Below are 15679 nucleotides of genomic sequence, written 5' to 3' on the forward strand. Positions count from 1 at the left end.
TTTGCTGAGCCGGCGGCTTAGATGGCGTCGCGGCCCAGGGACTGCAGGATGCGGTTCAGGTTGTCCTTGCCGCCCAGCTTGTCGTAGTACTTGGGCCAGACCTTGCTGATGGCGTTGTCCATCCATTCCCGTTCGCCGTTGGCGGGCTCGGTGATGACCATGCCGCGGCCGGTCAGCTCGGCCTTGATCTTGTCTTCCTGCTCCACCAGCCAGCGGGCGCTGTGCTCGGTGGCCGCCTTGCCCGCCGCCAGTATGGCCTGCTGCACCTCGTCCGGCTGGGACTGGAACACCGCCTCGGACATGATCAGCGGCTCAATGGAGAACAGGTAGCGGATATTGGTGATGTACTTCTGCACCTCGTCGAACTTCATGGCGTAGACGGTGATGTAGGGGTTGTCCTGCCCGTCGACCACGCCCAGCTGCAGGCCGGTAAAGGTTTCGGACCAGGCCATGGGGGTGGGGTTGATGCCCCAGGCGCGGTAGGTGTCGATCATGATCTCGTTGTTGGGCACCCGTACCTTGAGCGCCTTGAGGTCACTCAGGCTCTGCACCGGCTGCTTGGAGTTGGTCAGCACCCGGAAACCGGAATAGGCCCAGCCGACGATGCGCACCCCGGCGTCGCGCACCGTGTTGTCCACCAGTTGCTGGCCCACCTCGCCTTGGGTCAGGGCCACGGCGTCGTCCAGGCTCTGCACCATGTAGGGCAGGGTCAGCACGCCCACCGAGGGGGAGAAGGGGGTGACGTTGTTGATGGCCAGGATGGAGAAGTCGAGCAGCCCCATGGCGGCGTCGTTGACCGTGGCCTGCTCGTCGCCGAGCTGGCCGTTGAGGAACATTTGGGTATCGTGCTGGCCGTTGGTGCGCGCTTTCAGCTCTTCCGAGAATTTCAGCCCCAGCTCATGCTGGGTGCCGCCGGCCCCGTCGCCTACCGCCACCCTGAAGGTTTTGGCCTGAGCCAGGCTGCTGGTGGCCGCGGCGGCGCCCAGGCAGAGGGCGAAGGACAGGGATTTCACAAAACGTTGCTTGAATATCATGGCTACTTGCTCCAGTTGCAATGGCCCGGCCGAGGGCGGGGCGCTGACCTTCCGTGATACCGGGCAACCGGGGTTGCCCACTGCTGGCTCGATGTCCGCCATCCCCTTGCGGGTCAATGGCGTCTGGTTGATTCGGGCCCGCCGAAGCGGGCTTGAGGTTCATCTTGAAATGAGGCCGCCGAAATGGTTAGGACCACTTCCCTTTTCATGCTGGGGCCAGGTGAAAAGTACATTAAAATCAATAAATTAAAAAACGATTTTGTAAATATTTTGTTAATTGCGGCGGCCTGACGCGCGCGCTTTGGCCAGCAGGGACAGGACCTCATCGAATACCCTGTTATCGAGGGCCTGGTCCAGATCCAGCAACTGGCTGTGGCGGTAATAGCCGCTCAGATCCAGCCCCACCCCCAGGGCGCAGAGCGCGAGCCGCCCCTCCCGCTCCAGCCGGCTGGCGACCTGGCGCAGGTGCAGGTCGAGGATGTCCTGGCGGTTGGCCTGGCGGGTGGCGGTGTCCATGGGGCAGCCGTCGGAGATCACCAGCAGCAGCCGCTCCCGCGCCGGCAGCGCCAGCAGCCGCTGTTCGGCCCACAGCAGGGCCTCGCCGTCCAGCCCCTCGCGGAACAGATCGCCCTTGAGCAGGGCGGCGATGTCCTTCTTGGCCCGACGCCAGGGCAGCTGTGCCGCCTTGTAGACGACATGGCAGCGTTCGTTGAGCCGGCCCGGCTCCGGCGGGCGCCCGTCGCGCAGCCACTGGCGCAGCGACTGGCCGCCGTTCCAGTGGCCGGTGGTAAAACCCAGTATCTCCACCCGGGCACCGACCCGCTCCAGGGCCCGGGCCAGGCTGTCCACCAGCATGGCGATGCTCTCCATGTGCGGGCGCATGGAGCCGGAGTTGTCGATCAGAAAGGTCACCGCCGCCTCTGCCCGGGGCTGCCGGCGCTCCTGCTTGAACACCCGCCGGTCGGCCAGGGAGGTGACCAGGGTCGGCAGCCGCCGGCCGTCGAGCCGGCCTTCCTCCTCGCCGAAGCGCCAGCCCTGCTCGACGGGGCTGGCCAGCAGCCGGCGCAGCTTCTTGGTGAGCAGGTTGAGGTTGAGGCCCTGCTCGCGGATGCGTTGGTCCAGGCTGTCGCGCAGCCGGCCGAGCAGCTCGGGGCGCACCCGCCGGTGGGCGGGCCACTCCCGGTCGAAGCGGTCGCTGTAGATGCGGTAGGCGAGGTGTTCGGCCGCCTGGTGCAGGCGGGCCTGCTGCTCCGCCGGGCTGCTGCCCGGCCCCTGGTCGCCCTCTCCCTCCAGCTCCAGCAAGAGGCCGAAGGCCTTCCTGGTGTCTTCACTCAAGGGCTCGCCCTTGCCGTCCGCCGCCAGCCGCTGCTGCAGCCCGTCCACCAGTTCGTGCAGGCAGAGGGCGATGTCGAGGGCGGGCTTGGCGAAGGCACCCTGATCCTGGCGATGGCGGCGCAGCAGGCCGAAGGCGGGGCCGATTTCCCGCAGCAGGAACATGCGGGTGGACTCGATCAGCATCTCGGTCGGCTCATCGAGCGGGCCGCCGCCGAGCTGGACCCAGCTCATCATGGCCAGGGTGAACAGCAGCAGGCCCACATGACTTTCGGTCTGGCCCGAGGCCAGGAACTGGTTGCTCCAGGCGCTGAAGCGGTGGTGCAGGTTGCGGCGGCTGCCCGGGTGATGGTCCTCGACCAGGGATTCCACCCTGAGCTGTTCCAGCAGCTCGAACACCAGCCGGGCGACCGGCGGGGCCGGCAGCCAGTGCAAGTGCAGGGCGGGATCCTGGTGGCGCAGGCGCAGGGCGATGGCGTCGGCGACGCCGCGAAAGGAGCCCAGATCGTCCAGGCCCGGCTCCGGGTGCAAATGGGGCGCGCGCAGGGGATAGGGGCGGCCCTGCCATTCCAGCTGGTGGCCCCGGTAGCGCACCGCCGGCTGGGCCGACTGGGCGCGGATCAGGGCGGCGCAGAGTTCTTCCAGCCGCTGCTGGCGACGGGCGGCGGAGGCCGGATCCTGGGGTGCATTGGAGGTGGTGGTCATGATTTCCATCCCGTTGATGATGCGGCTGGGCTCGGGCCGTGTTCGCTGTTGCCCTGAAGAAGAGGCAAAAGGGCTACCTCCACCGACACGCTGCAAGCACATCCCTGTGACGCTCGGCACATGCCGGATGTCGCGGAAACCGCCGTATCCTCGCTTCGCGATGCTACGGCGGTGCTAGGCGCTTCGCGCCCCCTGGCATGTGACGGTCGGTGGAGGCAATCCCTATTGCCTCTTCCAAGCCCCGCCGTGGGCTGATGATCGCGCCAACCGGCGACGCTGAACGTTGAGGAGGACAAAGGGTGCTGCTCCGCCGACCCTCCGCGCCAGGGATGGCGCGGCGGAGCCTCCATGGATGGATTTACGGCGTGTCGGCGGAGCAGTGCGCTTTGGCCGAGTGTTACAGATCGCAAACCGGCGCTTATATCATCGCCAGCCGCAGTGTCCGGGATTCGGCCAGTTCCTGATCGAAGCAGCGCTGGTAATATTCCGCCACCAGCCCGCGCTCCGCCTCGTCGCACTTGTTGAGGAAGGAAAGCCGGAAGGCCAGTGCCGGATCGCCGAAGATCTCGGTGTTTTCCGCCCAGGCGATCAGGGTGCGCGGCGACATCAGGGTGGACAGATCCCCGGCGGCGAAGCCGGCCCGGGTCAGCTCGGCCACCGCCACCATGCTGCTGATCAACTGGCGGCCACGTTCATCCGCATAACGGGGCACCTTGCCCTGCACGATGCGGATCTCGTCCTCCCGGGGCAGGTAGTCGAGGCTGGCGACGATGTTCCAGCGGTCCATCTGGGCCTGGTTGACCTGCTGGGTGCCGTGGTAGAGGCCGTTGGCGTTGCCCAGGCCCACGGTGTTGGCGGTGGCGAACAGCCGGAAATAGGGATGGGGGCTGATCACCTGGTTCTGGTCGAGCAGGGTGAACTTGCCGTCCTGCTCGAGAATGCGCTGGATCACGAACATCACGTCCGGGCGGCCGGCGTCGAACTCGTCGAAGATCAGCGCCACCGGCCGGCGCAGGGCCCAGGGCACCATGCCTTCCTGGAAACGGGTGATCTGCTTGCCGTCCTCCAGCACTATGGTGTCCTTGCCCACCAGGTCCAGCCGGCTGATGTGGCCGTCCAGGTTGATGCGCACGCAGGGCCAGTTGAGCCGGGCGGCCACCTGCTCGATATGGGTGGACTTGCCGGTGCCGTGCAGTCCCTGGATCAGCACCCGCCGGTTGCGGGTGAAGCCGGCGAGGATGGCCAGGGTCACGTCCGGGTTGAAGCAGTAGGCGGGATCCGCCTCGGGCACGTGCTCGTCCCGGTGCTCGAACACCGGCACCTCGAGGTCGGCGTCGATTTGGAACAGCTCGCGTACCGACACCCGCCGGCTGGGTCGCTCGTGGATCAGATCTGTCATGGGGCTTGGCCTCGCTGGCTGAAACTGGGTGGTAAACAAGATGTAACCAGTGTAACCGGCGGTCCTCGCCCGCACAGGGCCAGTTGCCCCCGGAGGATGCGGCCAGGGGCTTAGATAACGGATCCTCATTCTGCTACATCGAACGGGCATCGCACACAGACACGCCGTAAACCCGTCCTTGGGGGCTCCGCCGCGCCATCCCTGGCGCGGAGGGTCTGCTTAGCGAGGCCCGTTCGCTGTCTCGAGTGATCTGCTATTCGAAGCAGCCATTCAGGCCGGCTGCCGGGCAATCACCTCCTCGGGGGAGGGCAACTCGCCGGGCGGGGCGATATGGCACTCCCGGAAGATGCGGGCGGTGCAGGTCTTGCACACCGCCGGATCCAGCCGGTCGTAGATGCGGTGGATGGCCCGGCCCTTGTTGGGAAAGACATGATCCTCGCCTATCTCCTCGAGCAGGTTGTTGCGGGCCAGAAAGCGGCTGACCCCCTCCTTGAGGTTGGAAAAGTACAGATCGCCGCCCTCGGCCCGGCGACGCCGGACCTCCTGTACCAGCATCTCGGCGCCGACGATGTCCACGAAGTTGATGCCGCTGCCCACGATCAGCAGCCGGGGTTCGCGGATGCTCTGCAGGTACTCCTGCACATGGTTGACCGCCCCGAAGAACAGGGAGCCTTCGATGCGGATGATGCGCAACTGGGGGCAGTAGGGCAGGCGGCGGTGCTCGGCACTGACGAAGACGGGATGCTTGGCGTCCGGATCCGGCAGTATGGAAACGATGCGCGGCTGGGATGTCCGCTTGAGGTAGAACACCAGGGACAGCAGCACCCCGGCGTAGATGGCGAACTCCAGCGCCACCAGCAGGGTGGCCGCAAAGGTCACCAGCAGCACCGTGGCTTCGGAACGCGCGGCCCTGATGATCAGCCGGATATGGTGGAAGTCGACCAGGTTCCAGGCCACCACCAGCAGCAGGCCGGCCATGGCGGGCATGGGCAGCCAGGCGGTGAGATCGGAGAACAGCAGCAGGATGAGCAGCAGGAACAGGGATGCAAATACCGCCGCCAGCGGAGTTCTGGCACCGGAGGTATAGTTGACGCCGGTGCGGGTAAAGGAGCCGGAAGAGGCATAACAGGAGAAAAAGGCGCCGACCACATTCGACAGCCCCTGGCCGACAAACTCCTGGTTGCCGTCCAGCCGCTGATGGGAGCGGCTGGCCACGGCCCGGGCGATGGACGCGGCTTCGACCAATCCGAGCAGGCTGATGGCCAGGGCGCCGGGCGCCAGGGCGCTGATGCTGTTCAGGCTGAAGTCGGGCAGGCTGAACGGGGGAAGCCCGGCGGGGATGGCGCCGAGCAGGGCGATGTGTTGCCGGCCGGGATCGACCAGGGCGGTGGCCAGCGCGGCGATGATCAGCGCCAGTAGCATGTTCGGCCAGCGGGGGCGGTATTTGCGGATCAGGATGCAGCTCAGCAGGGTCAGCAGGCCGATGCCCAGGCTGTAGAGGTCGATCTCGGTCACATGCAGTACCAGCCCGGTCAGGGTATCGAGGACGGAGCCGCCGCTATCCAGGTGAATGCCGAGCAGACTTTGCAACTGGCTGACCGCGATGATCACCGCCGCGCCGGCGGTAAAACCGATGACCACGGAATGGGAGACGAAGTTGACCAGCACCCCCAGCCTGGCCGAGGCCAGCACCAGCTGGAAAATGCCCTTCATCAGGGTCAGCGTCAGCGCCAGCTTGATGAACATGTCGCTGCCAGGCTCGGCCAGCGGGCTGACGGAGGTGAACACCACCACCGACATGGCGGCGGTCGGTCCGGAGATCAAATGCCAGGAAGAGCCGAACAGGGCGGCGACGATGGCCGGTATGATGGCGGCATAAAGGCCGAACTCCGGTGGCAGGCCGGCGATCAGCGCATAGGCCACCCCCTGGGGCAGCACAATGATCGCATTGGTCAGCCCGGCCAGGGCATCGGCGTGCAGGGTACGGCCATTCACCATGGGTGCCCATTGCAGAAAAGGCAGGAGCCGCATCCAGGCCGTTTTGTCCTTGCCCCTGTTGTTCATGCCCAATCCCCCTTGCTGCGGCCAGGGTGGGAACCAGTCCCACCGGATACTGCTTATTAAAACATGTCTGCGACCGGATGGCAGTTTCGTGTGGGGCGGAGCCTTGTCCTGGCTCCCGCCGATCGGGATGGCTGGCTCTATCCCGGGATGATAACTGGCCTTTGTTGGTCGCCCTGGTGCCCGGTAACGTCGACCCAGGACGGAACCGCCCGCCGGGCGGCGGCAAGGACAAGAGGACGGCAGCATGACATTTATTTCCTTCAATCCGGCCACCGGCCGGCAGAATGGTGTGTTCGAGGCGCTGGATGGGAACCAGCTGGAACGCCGGCTGCAACAAAGCGCCGAGGCGGCAGAATCTTGGCGGCAGAGCCCTTTCGCCGAACGTGCCGCCCTGCTCAACCAGCTGGCCGCGCAGCTCTCGGCCAATCGCGAGCGACTGGCCCTGTGCATCACCCGGGAGATGGGCAAGCTGCTGAGCGAGTCCCTGGCCGAAGTGGATCGCTGTGCCCGGGAATGCGCCTACTTCGCCGCCCACGGCCAGGCCATGCTGCCGCTGGCGCGCAGCCCGGTCACCTTCGCCCCCCTGGGGGTGGTGCTGCTGCTCGGCTCCTGGCGCTTTCCCCTGTGGCAACTGTTCCGCGTGCTGGCGCCGACCCTGATGGCCGGCAACGCCGTGCTGCTGAAGCTGGCCGAAAACCTGCCCGGTTGCGCCCGGGAAATCGAGGTCCTGGTACGGGCGGCGCAAGCACCGGCGGGGCTGGTGACCAGTCTGGCTGTCGACAAGCCCCGGGTAGCCGAACTGATCCGGGATCCCCGGGTACGGGCCCTGGCCTTCGGTGGCAACCGGGAAGACGGCGCCAGGCTGGCGGCCCTGGCCGGGCAACAACTGAAGAAGGTGGAGCTGGAGTTGGACGAGCCCGAGTTGCACCTGGTGCTGGATGATGCGGATCTGGAGCTGGCGGTGGACGCGGTGCTGCAGGCACGGCTGTGCAATGCCGGTCAACAGGGGCTGGGGGCGCGGGGTCTGGTGGTGACGCCGGCCATCGCCGACGACTTCGTGGCCCTGCTGGCGGCGCGCCTGGCCGAGTGGCGGCCCGGTCATCCGGAAGAGCTGGACAGCCGGCTGGCGCCCCTGGCCTGCGGGTGGCAGCGGGAGGCACTGCACCGGCAACTGGCGGCGGCGGTGGACGGGGGCGCCCGCCTGGTGGCGGGCGGCGAACTGCCGGACAGCGAAGGGTGGTACTACCCGGCCTCGCTGCTGGACGGGGTGACCCCGGCCATGGCGGTATTCCGCCGTCCGTCGCCCGGCCCCCTGGCCGCGGTGGTGCGGGTGCGGAATGAGGAGGACATCGCTTCCCTGTGCCGGGCGCTGGGACCGGACGGCTCGGCCCGGATCTGGACCCGGGAACTGGCCCGGGGCGAGCAGCTGGCGCGCCGGCTGCCCTTCGATCGCTGCCTGGTGAACCCGGGTCCGGGGCGTGCCTATCCGCCGGGGACGGCGATGGAGGAGCATTTCAACATCAAGGCGTTCTGCCGGATGAAGTCGCTCAGGATCTCGGTATAACCCCTGGATCCAGCCGGTGGCCGGATCTGGCCCTGTCCGGTGGTGGCGGCGGCCGGCTATACTGCACCCACGCATTGCCTGGTTTGCCCGGAGTGGTAGCTCGACGGTCAGGGAACCGACGCCCTAGTGCAATCGCCGGCCTTCCGGGCCGGCCCCGGTTACCGCAGCATGAGAGTTTTGGGCGCATACAGATGACAGCACAGTACCCCACCCTGGAACAGATGGGCATCACCTCCTTCGACAACATCAGCACATACAGCCTGCGCCGCGAGGTCCGGGCCGACGTGCTCAAGGTTTATTACCACCGGCCAACCGGCTCCCTGTTGTCACGCAGCAAGAAATTCACCTTTGCCCGCCCCAAGTCCGGGGTGCCGGTCGAGTTCCAGAAAACCGCCCAGTGGCACGAGCTGGAGGATACCAGCCCGGTACTACGCCAGGCGCTGGTGGAATTGCACCGGTTGCTGAAACCCGCAGAGCCGGCCGAAGAGGACGGCACCCGGGACAGCCAGCAACAACTGCTCGCGGATCTGGAACATATGGAGCGGGTCATGAAGGCCAAGCTGGAAGAGCTGCGCCGGCAGATAGCCGCCCTGAAGTGAGCGGCCCGGGTTCCGCGGCCAGAACCTTGACCGGGTGGTGCCGGGGCAACCATGGCCGTCGGCCCCGGGGTATCCGCCGAGGTCCTTATCCTTGCATGGCCAGGGCCAGGTACTTTTGATGCAGGGCGGTGACCGCCGCCTTGATGCCGGCCAGGTCGGGGTCGTTGTTGTCCACCACGTCGTCGGCGGCGGCCAGGCGCTGTTCCCGGCTGGCCTGGGCGGCCATGATGGCGCGGATCTGTTGTTCGTCGGACCGGTCGCGTTTCATGGTCCGGGCCAGCTGTTGCTCGGGGCTGACGTCCACCACCAGCACCCGGTCGGTCAGGGTGGTGAGCCGGTTTTCCACCAGCAGCGGCACCACCAGCAGGCAGTAGGGAGAACGGGCGGCGGTGCAGGCGGCGATCATGCGTTCCCGGATCAGGGGATGCAACAGGGCGTTGAGCCAGTCTTTCTGCGCGGGGGCGGCGAAGACCCGCTCACGCAGGGCGCGGCGGTCGAGGCGGCCGCCGCCATCGATGACGTCAGGCCCGAAGTGCTCGGCAATGGCCGCCAGGGCCGGCTCTCCGGGTTCGACCACCTCTCGGGCGATGAGATCCGCGTCTATCACCTCCACCCCCAGCTCGGCAAAGAGATTGGCTACCGTGCTCTTACCGCTGCCGATACCGCCGGTCAGTCCTACCACATAGCTCACAGCACCACCTCCCAGTAAATCGTCATCAGCTGTTGTCCCCACAGCAAATAGAGCCAGCCGCCCAATGCCAGTGCCGGTCCGAAGGGAAGTACCCTGTCTTCGCCCAGGCGGCGCAGCGCCATCAGGCTGAGCCCCAGGACGGCGCCGGTAAAGGAAGCGAGCAGCAGTACCGGCAGCAGGCTCTGCCAGCCGAACCAGGCGCCGATGGCCGCCAGCAGCTTGAAATCGCCATAGCCCATGCCTTCCTTGCCGGTGGCGAGCCGGAACAGCCAGTACAGGCTCCACAATATGCCGTAGCCGAAGGCCGCCCCCAGCACGGCGCTGCTCAGGGGGATGAACAGGGCGTTGATATTGAACAGCAGCCCCAGCCACAGCAGCGGCAGGGTCAGGTTGTCGGGCAGCAGCAGGTGATCCATGTCTATCAGGGTCATGCACAGCAGGGTCCAGCTGAACAGCAGGGCCGCCAGCAGTTGCGGGCTGGCGCCGAAGCGCCACAGCGCCAATCCGGCCAGGACCGCCGAAGCCAGTTCCACCAGCGGATAGCGTTTGGCGATGGGCGCGCGGCAATAGCGGCAACGGCCCCTGAGCCAGAGCCAACTGAGTAGGGGAATATTGTCGAGCGCCCCCAACTGGTGGTGGCAGTGGGGGCAGCGGGAGCGGGGCCGGCACAGGTTGAAGGGGGCCTCTTCCGCTACCGGCTGGCCCTGGAGTTCGGCACATTCCCGCCGCCATTCCCGCTTCAGCATCAATGGCAGACGGTGGATCACCACGTTGAGGAAACTGCCGAGCAGCAGGCCCAGCAGCAGGAGCAGGGGATACAGCAAAACGGGATTGTCGAGCAGTTGTACCATCGTTATTCCTAAGGGGATTGAGCTTGATGCCGGAAGCCGTGCATTCATCATTTTGCCCAGCTTCCAGCTTCCAGCTTCCAGCTTCCAGCTTCCAGCTTCCAGCTTTAGCGGATAACAGTACCCAAATTAAAGATGGGAAGATACATGGCAATGACCAGGCCGCCAACCAGTATCCCCAGTACCACCATGAGGATGGGTTCGATCAGGCTGGCAAGGCCGTCCACGGCGTCGTCGACTTCCCGCTCGTAGATGGCGGCCACCTTGTTCATCATGTCGTCGATGGCGCCCGACTCCTCGCCTATCATCACCATTTGTACCACCATGTCGGGGAACAGCCGGGTGGCGCGCATGGCCAGGTTCATCTGCACGCCGGCGACCACCTCGTTGCGCATCTGCATGATGGCCCTGCGATAGACCTCGTTGCCGGCGGCGCCGGCCGAGGAGAGCAGGCCTTCCACCAGGGGAAGACCTGCGGAAAAGGTGGTGGCGAGGGTGCGGGAGAAGCGGGCCAGGGCCGCCTTGTGCAGGATGGCGCCCACCACCGGGATATGAAGAATAATGCGGTCGGTGGCGGCGCGGACCTTCCGGGACAGGCGCCAGGCGCGCACGTAGATAAGCACCGAGGCGGCCAGGCCGGCCAGCAGGTAGAGCCAGGTATCCTGCAGCCAGCGCGACAGCTTGATCACCAGTTGGGTAAAGGCCGGCAGGGGGGCGCCGAAACCGGCAAAGATATCCTCGAACTGGGGGATCACGAACAGCAGCAGTATGGCGGTGACCACCATGGCTACCAGTATCACCATCGCCGGGTAGAACATGGCTTTTTTGATCTTGGATTTGAGTGCCTCGGCTTTTTCCCGGTAGCCGGCTATTTGGTCAAAAATATGCGCCAGCGCCCCTGTTTGTTCACCCGAGTGCACGAGATCACAGTAGAGCTCGCCAAACTGGCGGGGGAACTTTCTCAGGGCAGCGGAGAGGAGGGTGCCGCTCTCCACATCGGCCGCAAGCTGTCCCGCCAGCTCGCGGATGTGATGCTTGTCGTAGGAGCGGGAAATGATTTGCAGGCTTTTCACCAGAGGGACGCCGGCTCCCAGCATGGTCGCGAGCTGACGGGTGATCACGGCAATATCCATCGGCTTGATGGCATCTCGGTGGCGAGCAAACATACCCGGGTCCCGGCGGCGTATGCTGGTGGCGCTGATCCCCTGGCGTAGCAATTCGCGCCTTACCGCCTGGCTATTCACCGCCTGGAGCAGGCCGGAGATCTTCTGTCCGCGTCGGTTTATCCCCGTCCAGCGGTAGGGGGAAAGCCTGCTACTCTTTGCCGTCGTCATGGCGCCTCCTTCCCTTTCGGGTGTCGCTCCTAATCCCCGGGCGTGGTGGTGGGATGGTTATCGTCGGCAGGGGCCGCGGCCGCGGGGGGCGCTGCTGACGCGATGTACCTCGGCCAGGCTGATGATGCCGAGCCGGGCCTTTTCCAGGGCGGCGCGGTGCAGGCTGATCATGCCGTCTTCTTCCGCTGCCTTGGCCAGGGCCAGGGAGTTGGCCCCTGCCATGATCAGGTTTGCCAGCCGCTCGCTCATCGGCAGTACCTCGTAAATGCCGGTGCGGCCCTTATAACCAGCATTGCAGTGGGAGCAGCCAACCGCCTTGTACAGGGTCATCCCCCGGGCCAACTGTCCGCTACTGAAGCCGAGCGCCGGCAGTTGGGCTTCCGGCACCTGTTCCGGAACCTTGCAGTGCGGACACAGCCGTCGTGCCAGCCGCTGAGCGACGATGAGGATGACCGAGGAGGCGATATTGTAGGGAGCGAGGCCCATGTGGCCGAGCCGGGTCAGGGTTTCGGCGGCGGAGTTGGTGTGCAGGGTGGACAGCACCAGGTGGCCGGTTTGTGCCGCCTTGGTCGCGATTTCGGCGGTCTCCTGGTCGCGTATTTCTCCCACCATGATGATGTCCGGATCCTGGCGCAGGAAGGCGCGCAGCGCCTGGGCGAAGGTCAGCCCGGCCCTGGGATTGATCTGCACCTGATTGATGCCGGGCAGGTTGATTTCTATCGGATCCTCTGCGGTGGAGATATTGGTGGTGACCTCGTTCAGGATGCTCAAGCCCGTGTAGAGCGACACCGTCTTGCCCGAGCCGGTGGGGCCGGTGACCAGTATCATGCCCTGGGGTTGGTGCAGGGCCTCCAGGTATTGCTGCTTTTGCCGTTCGTCATAGCCGAGCTGATCGATATTGAGTTTGGCATCGGAGCCGTTCAGGATACGGAGAACGATTTTCTCCCCCCATTGGGTGGGCAGGCTGTTCACCCTTATGTCTACCGCTGCGCTCTGAGCCCGCCTGAGCTTGATGCGACCATCTTGGGGCAGCCTGCGCTCGGCAATGTCCAGATTGGCCATCACCTTGAGCCGGGCGGCAAAGCGGGCTGCCAGCTTGACCGGTGGCGAAGCGATTTCATGCAGTATGCCGTCGATGCGAAAGCGGATCCGGTAAAAGTGCTCGTATGGCTCGAAGTGCAGGTCGGAGGCCTCCCTGTGTACCGCGTCCAGAATGATCTTGTCGATATAGCGTACTACAGGGGTATCATCTTCCAGGTTACTGGATGCCTGATGCCGCTCCCCGGCGGGCTCGTCCAGTTCCAGTCCGGCGATGTCCGACTCCTCGATATGTTCCAATTCGGGGACATCGATGCCGCCGCTCTGTTGCAACCGGGCCAGCAGCTGTTGCAATTGCTCCTCTTCAACCAGCCGGGCATCGGTTGCCAGGTTGAATCGAAAGCCGAAATCTTCCAGCGCCGCCATGTTGGTCGGATCGGACATGGCCAGGTAGAGCACCCTGTCTTTAACCTCGACGGGAATGGCATGGTGGCGCTCGATCAAATCCATGCTCAGGTATTGTGGCGGTATTTGCGCCAGTTCGATCGCGTTCAGATCCACCAGGGGCAGGCCATACTGACGCTCGCAAAAACGTGCTAACTCGCGACTGGAAAGCAGCCGTTGTTCCACCAGCAAGGTGCTGAGTGGCCTGTTTTCTTGTCGGGCAAGCCCCTGGAGCCGTGCCAGGTCGCCGGGCGACAGCAACGAGTGGGTGATCAGGTTTGTGAGCAATCCATTTGGGATGGCCATGTCTGACTCAACACATGCTCGCAGCCAGGCAGGAGCCGGTGTCTCTGGTCCAGGTGACTTGCTTGTTCGCCAGTACGGTTCCCACCATGACGAAAGTCGGGTGGGTCGGGTTCAGGTTGGCAAAGTCATCGCCGCTGGTGAGTGTGATGGCGACGGCCCGGGCATCGAGGGCTGCTACCCCGACAGGATTGGTCTCATCGAACATATTCGGGTTCAGCAGGGTATCCACGGTGCCATCCGCGGTGATACCGGCAAGAATGGCGTTGCGTGTCGCCGTGACGCAGCCTGCGTTGGGCTCGCCATCGGTAATGTCTATGTTGGCACCCGTCGCCGGCGCGGTTTGGATACAGACTTCGAACGCTGTCTTACCTGGGCCACTGGCGGCAATGACCTCGCTATATTGAGCCCTCAGGGTATAGGTTTGATAAGCCGGTAAGGCCACCGTTGCCAAGATGGCCACTATCGCCACCACAATCATTAATTCGATCAGGGTGAAACCGCCCTGGCGGTGAAGGAAAGGGGTTTTCATTTCATCATCCTTGATTTGAAAGCCCTCGAAGGGGGGCGGAGAAACCACCTAAAGATTTATAGCCAAGGCGTGGGGGTTTTGCACTGTTAGCGGGTGGTAAACAGGCCCCGCCACCAGGCAGCGCCACTGTATCGAGCGGGCTCCCGACCCGGGCGGGAAGGGGGGAATGTCGGCGCGGCCAGGCGTGGAGAGGTGGCACCCGGCGGCGATGTTAATCGCGGGAGCCCGCCGGAGAAACGACACCGGGTTGAACGGGAGGTGATGAGAGAGCAGATCCCGAGTCGCTGATGAGGGATTGCCCTGAAGAGCCGGCGGCCGGCTCAGGCCGCCCGAGTACCCTGTTCAGCTTTCGACCCGCATGGACAGATCCAGGGCGTGGATATGCTTGGTCAGGGCGCCCACCGAGATATAGTCCACGCCGGTGGCGGCGAAGTCGGCGATGGTGTCCAGGGTGACGTTGCCGGAGACTTCCAGTTTGGCACGGCCGGCGGTGGTACCGACGGCGGCGCGCATGTCGGCCACACTGAAGTTGTCCAGCATGACGATATCGGCGCCGGCCGTCAGGGCCTGCTCCAGCTCGGTCAGGGATTCCACTTCCACTTCCACCGGTTTTTCCGGCTGCAGCCGGCGGGCTTCTGCGATGGCCGGGGCGATACCGCCGCAGGCGAAGATATGGTTTTCCTTGATCAGGTAGGCGTCATAGAGGCCCATGCGGTGGTTGTGGCCGCCCCCGCAGGTCACCGCGTACTTGAGGGCATGGCGCAGGCCGGGAAGGGTCTTGCGGGTGTCCAGCAGGCGGCAGCGGGTGCCGGCGAGGCGGTCCACGTAGCGGCGGGTGACGGTGGCCACGCCCGACAGCGTCTGGATAAAGTTCAGTGCGGTGCGCTCGCCGGTCATCAGGGCCCGGGCCGGACCGGTGAGGGTCAGCAGGCGCTGGCCGGCCTTGACCGCGTCGCCGTCCGCCACCTGCCAGTTCAGCCGTACTTCGCCGCCCAGTTGCTGGAAGGTTTCATCGGCAAAGGCCCGGCCGCAGAAAATGCCGTCTTCCCGGGTGATCAGGTGGGCGGTGACCTGCTGTCCCTCGGGCAGCAGCTGGGCGGTGATGTCCTGCCTGGGGTCCAGGGTGCCCCCCAGATCCTCGGTGAGCGCCGCGGTAACATTGAAACGGATTTCTTGAGCCAGCATGGTGTTTTGCATCAGAGCCTTACCTTAAGTTCACGTGGTGTGGCGGAGGCTGCCCGCGTCAGGGCGCCAGATATTTTATGGTTAACTGGGAGCCCCGCTGGATCAGTTCGAACTGGCGCAGGGCGTTCATGCCGAGCAGCACTTCACTGTTCCGGCCGGGCATGACAACGGCGTCCAGATCGTACAGGGTGAGCGGCCCCATCGACAATGTTTTAATGTGGGTGCGGTAGCCGGTCACCTGGCCGGCGGCGGTATTCAACAGCAGTGGCCGCCCCAGGGGCAGGGCCAGGCGGTCGGCCACCGGCCTGGACAGGGCCACCTGGGTGGCGCCGGTATCCAGCAGGAAGACCACCGGTTCGCCGTTGATGGTGCCGCTCAGCAGGTAGTGGCCCTGGCGGTTCTGCTCCAGCACTATGGTGTGGTTGTCGAGCAGTTGTACCTGCTGGTTGGGGTTGTAGTCCTGCTCCAGTTTTTGCTGGAAGAACCAGGTCATCAGTACCAGGACCAGCACCCAGGCCAGCAGCCACATGATGCGTCCGGTTTTACGCGGGCCGTCGTTGTCGCTCATGCGTTCACTCCTCGCAAGCCTGCTGGTCGCACCGGGACG

13 protein-coding genes are annotated in these 15679 nt (G+C 65.0%); 2 read left to right on the forward strand and 11 right to left on the reverse strand.

All coding sequences use genetic code 11. The annotated features are described in order from the left end of the window. Positions 1-17: 17 nt before the first annotated feature. The 4 genes from ACT7DK_RS02970 to ACT7DK_RS02985 all read right to left on the reverse strand — a co-directional run bounded on the left by ACT7DK_RS02970 (position 18) and on the right by ACT7DK_RS02985 (position 6534). Complete coding sequence (locus tag ACT7DK_RS02970; protein WP_094039610.1) at positions 18-1034, reverse strand: TRAP transporter substrate-binding protein; 1017 nt, start codon at positions 1032-1034, stop codon at positions 18-20. A 273-nt stretch (positions 1035-1307) separates the two neighbouring features. After that, on the reverse strand, positions 1308-3071 hold the full coding sequence (locus tag ACT7DK_RS02975) for a cobaltochelatase CobT-related protein (RefSeq protein WP_445396173.1): 1764 nt from the start codon (positions 3069-3071) through the stop codon (positions 1308-1310). Between the two features lie 418 nt (positions 3072-3489). Continuing rightward, on the reverse strand, positions 3490-4470 hold the full coding sequence (locus ACT7DK_RS02980) for an AAA family ATPase (protein ID WP_445396175.1): 981 nt from the start codon (positions 4468-4470) through the stop codon (positions 3490-3492). 270 nt (positions 4471-4740) lie between these two features. Next, the gene (locus ACT7DK_RS02985) at positions 4741-6534 is read right to left on the reverse strand and encodes a SulP family inorganic anion transporter (protein ID WP_445396177.1); all 1794 of its coding nucleotides are present in this window, start codon (positions 6532-6534) and stop codon (positions 4741-4743) included. Between the two features lie 244 nt (positions 6535-6778). Between ACT7DK_RS02985 and ACT7DK_RS02990 the strand changes: the two genes are divergently transcribed. Next, complete coding sequence (locus tag ACT7DK_RS02990; protein WP_445396179.1) at positions 6779-8098, forward strand: aldehyde dehydrogenase family protein; 1320 nt, start codon at positions 6779-6781, stop codon at positions 8096-8098. A 191-nt stretch (positions 8099-8289) separates the two neighbouring features. Continuing rightward, positions 8290-8697, forward strand: coding sequence for a DUF3461 family protein (locus ACT7DK_RS02995; RefSeq protein ID WP_445396181.1), 408 nt, complete (start codon positions 8290-8292; stop codon positions 8695-8697). An 85-nt stretch (positions 8698-8782) separates the two neighbouring features. On the opposite strand, the gene coaE is transcribed toward ACT7DK_RS02995, so the two are convergent. The 7 genes from coaE to ACT7DK_RS03030 form a co-directional block, all read right to left on the reverse strand. Further along, positions 8783-9388, reverse strand: coding sequence for a dephospho-CoA kinase (gene coaE / locus ACT7DK_RS03000; protein ID WP_445396183.1), 606 nt, complete (start codon positions 9386-9388; stop codon positions 8783-8785). Continuing rightward, a complete protein-coding gene (locus tag ACT7DK_RS03005) occupies positions 9385-10239 on the reverse strand; it encodes a prepilin peptidase (RefSeq protein WP_445396185.1) in 855 nt (284 codons plus the stop codon). Before ACT7DK_RS03005 ends, coaE begins: the two co-directional genes overlap by 4 nt. Positions 10240-10343: 104 nt before the next feature. Then, positions 10344-11570: a type II secretion system F family protein gene (locus tag ACT7DK_RS03010; protein ID WP_445396187.1), complete on the reverse strand. Its 1227-nt coding sequence runs from the start codon at positions 11568-11570 to the stop codon at positions 10344-10346. Between the two features lie 57 nt (positions 11571-11627). Then, on the reverse strand, positions 11628-13358 hold the full coding sequence (pilB, locus tag ACT7DK_RS03015) for a type IV-A pilus assembly ATPase PilB (RefSeq protein ID WP_445396189.1): 1731 nt from the start codon (positions 13356-13358) through the stop codon (positions 11628-11630). A gap of 7 nt (positions 13359-13365) precedes the next feature. Further along, positions 13366-13887 carry a pilin gene (locus ACT7DK_RS03020; RefSeq protein ID WP_445396191.1) on the reverse strand — a complete coding sequence of 174 codons (522 nt, stop codon included), beginning with the start codon at positions 13885-13887 and terminating at the stop codon, positions 13366-13368. Positions 13888-14229: 342 nt separating this feature from the next. Further along, positions 14230-15072: a carboxylating nicotinate-nucleotide diphosphorylase gene (gene nadC / locus ACT7DK_RS03025; protein WP_445402257.1), complete on the reverse strand. Its 843-nt coding sequence runs from the start codon at positions 15070-15072 to the stop codon at positions 14230-14232. 58 nt (positions 15073-15130) lie between these two features. Then, a complete protein-coding gene (locus tag ACT7DK_RS03030; RefSeq protein ID WP_445396193.1) occupies positions 15131-15640 on the reverse strand; it encodes a retropepsin-like aspartic protease family protein in 510 nt (169 codons plus the stop codon). Positions 15641-15679: the final 39 nt, after the last annotated feature.

The organism is Zobellella sp. An-6 (genome assembly GCF_052487945.1).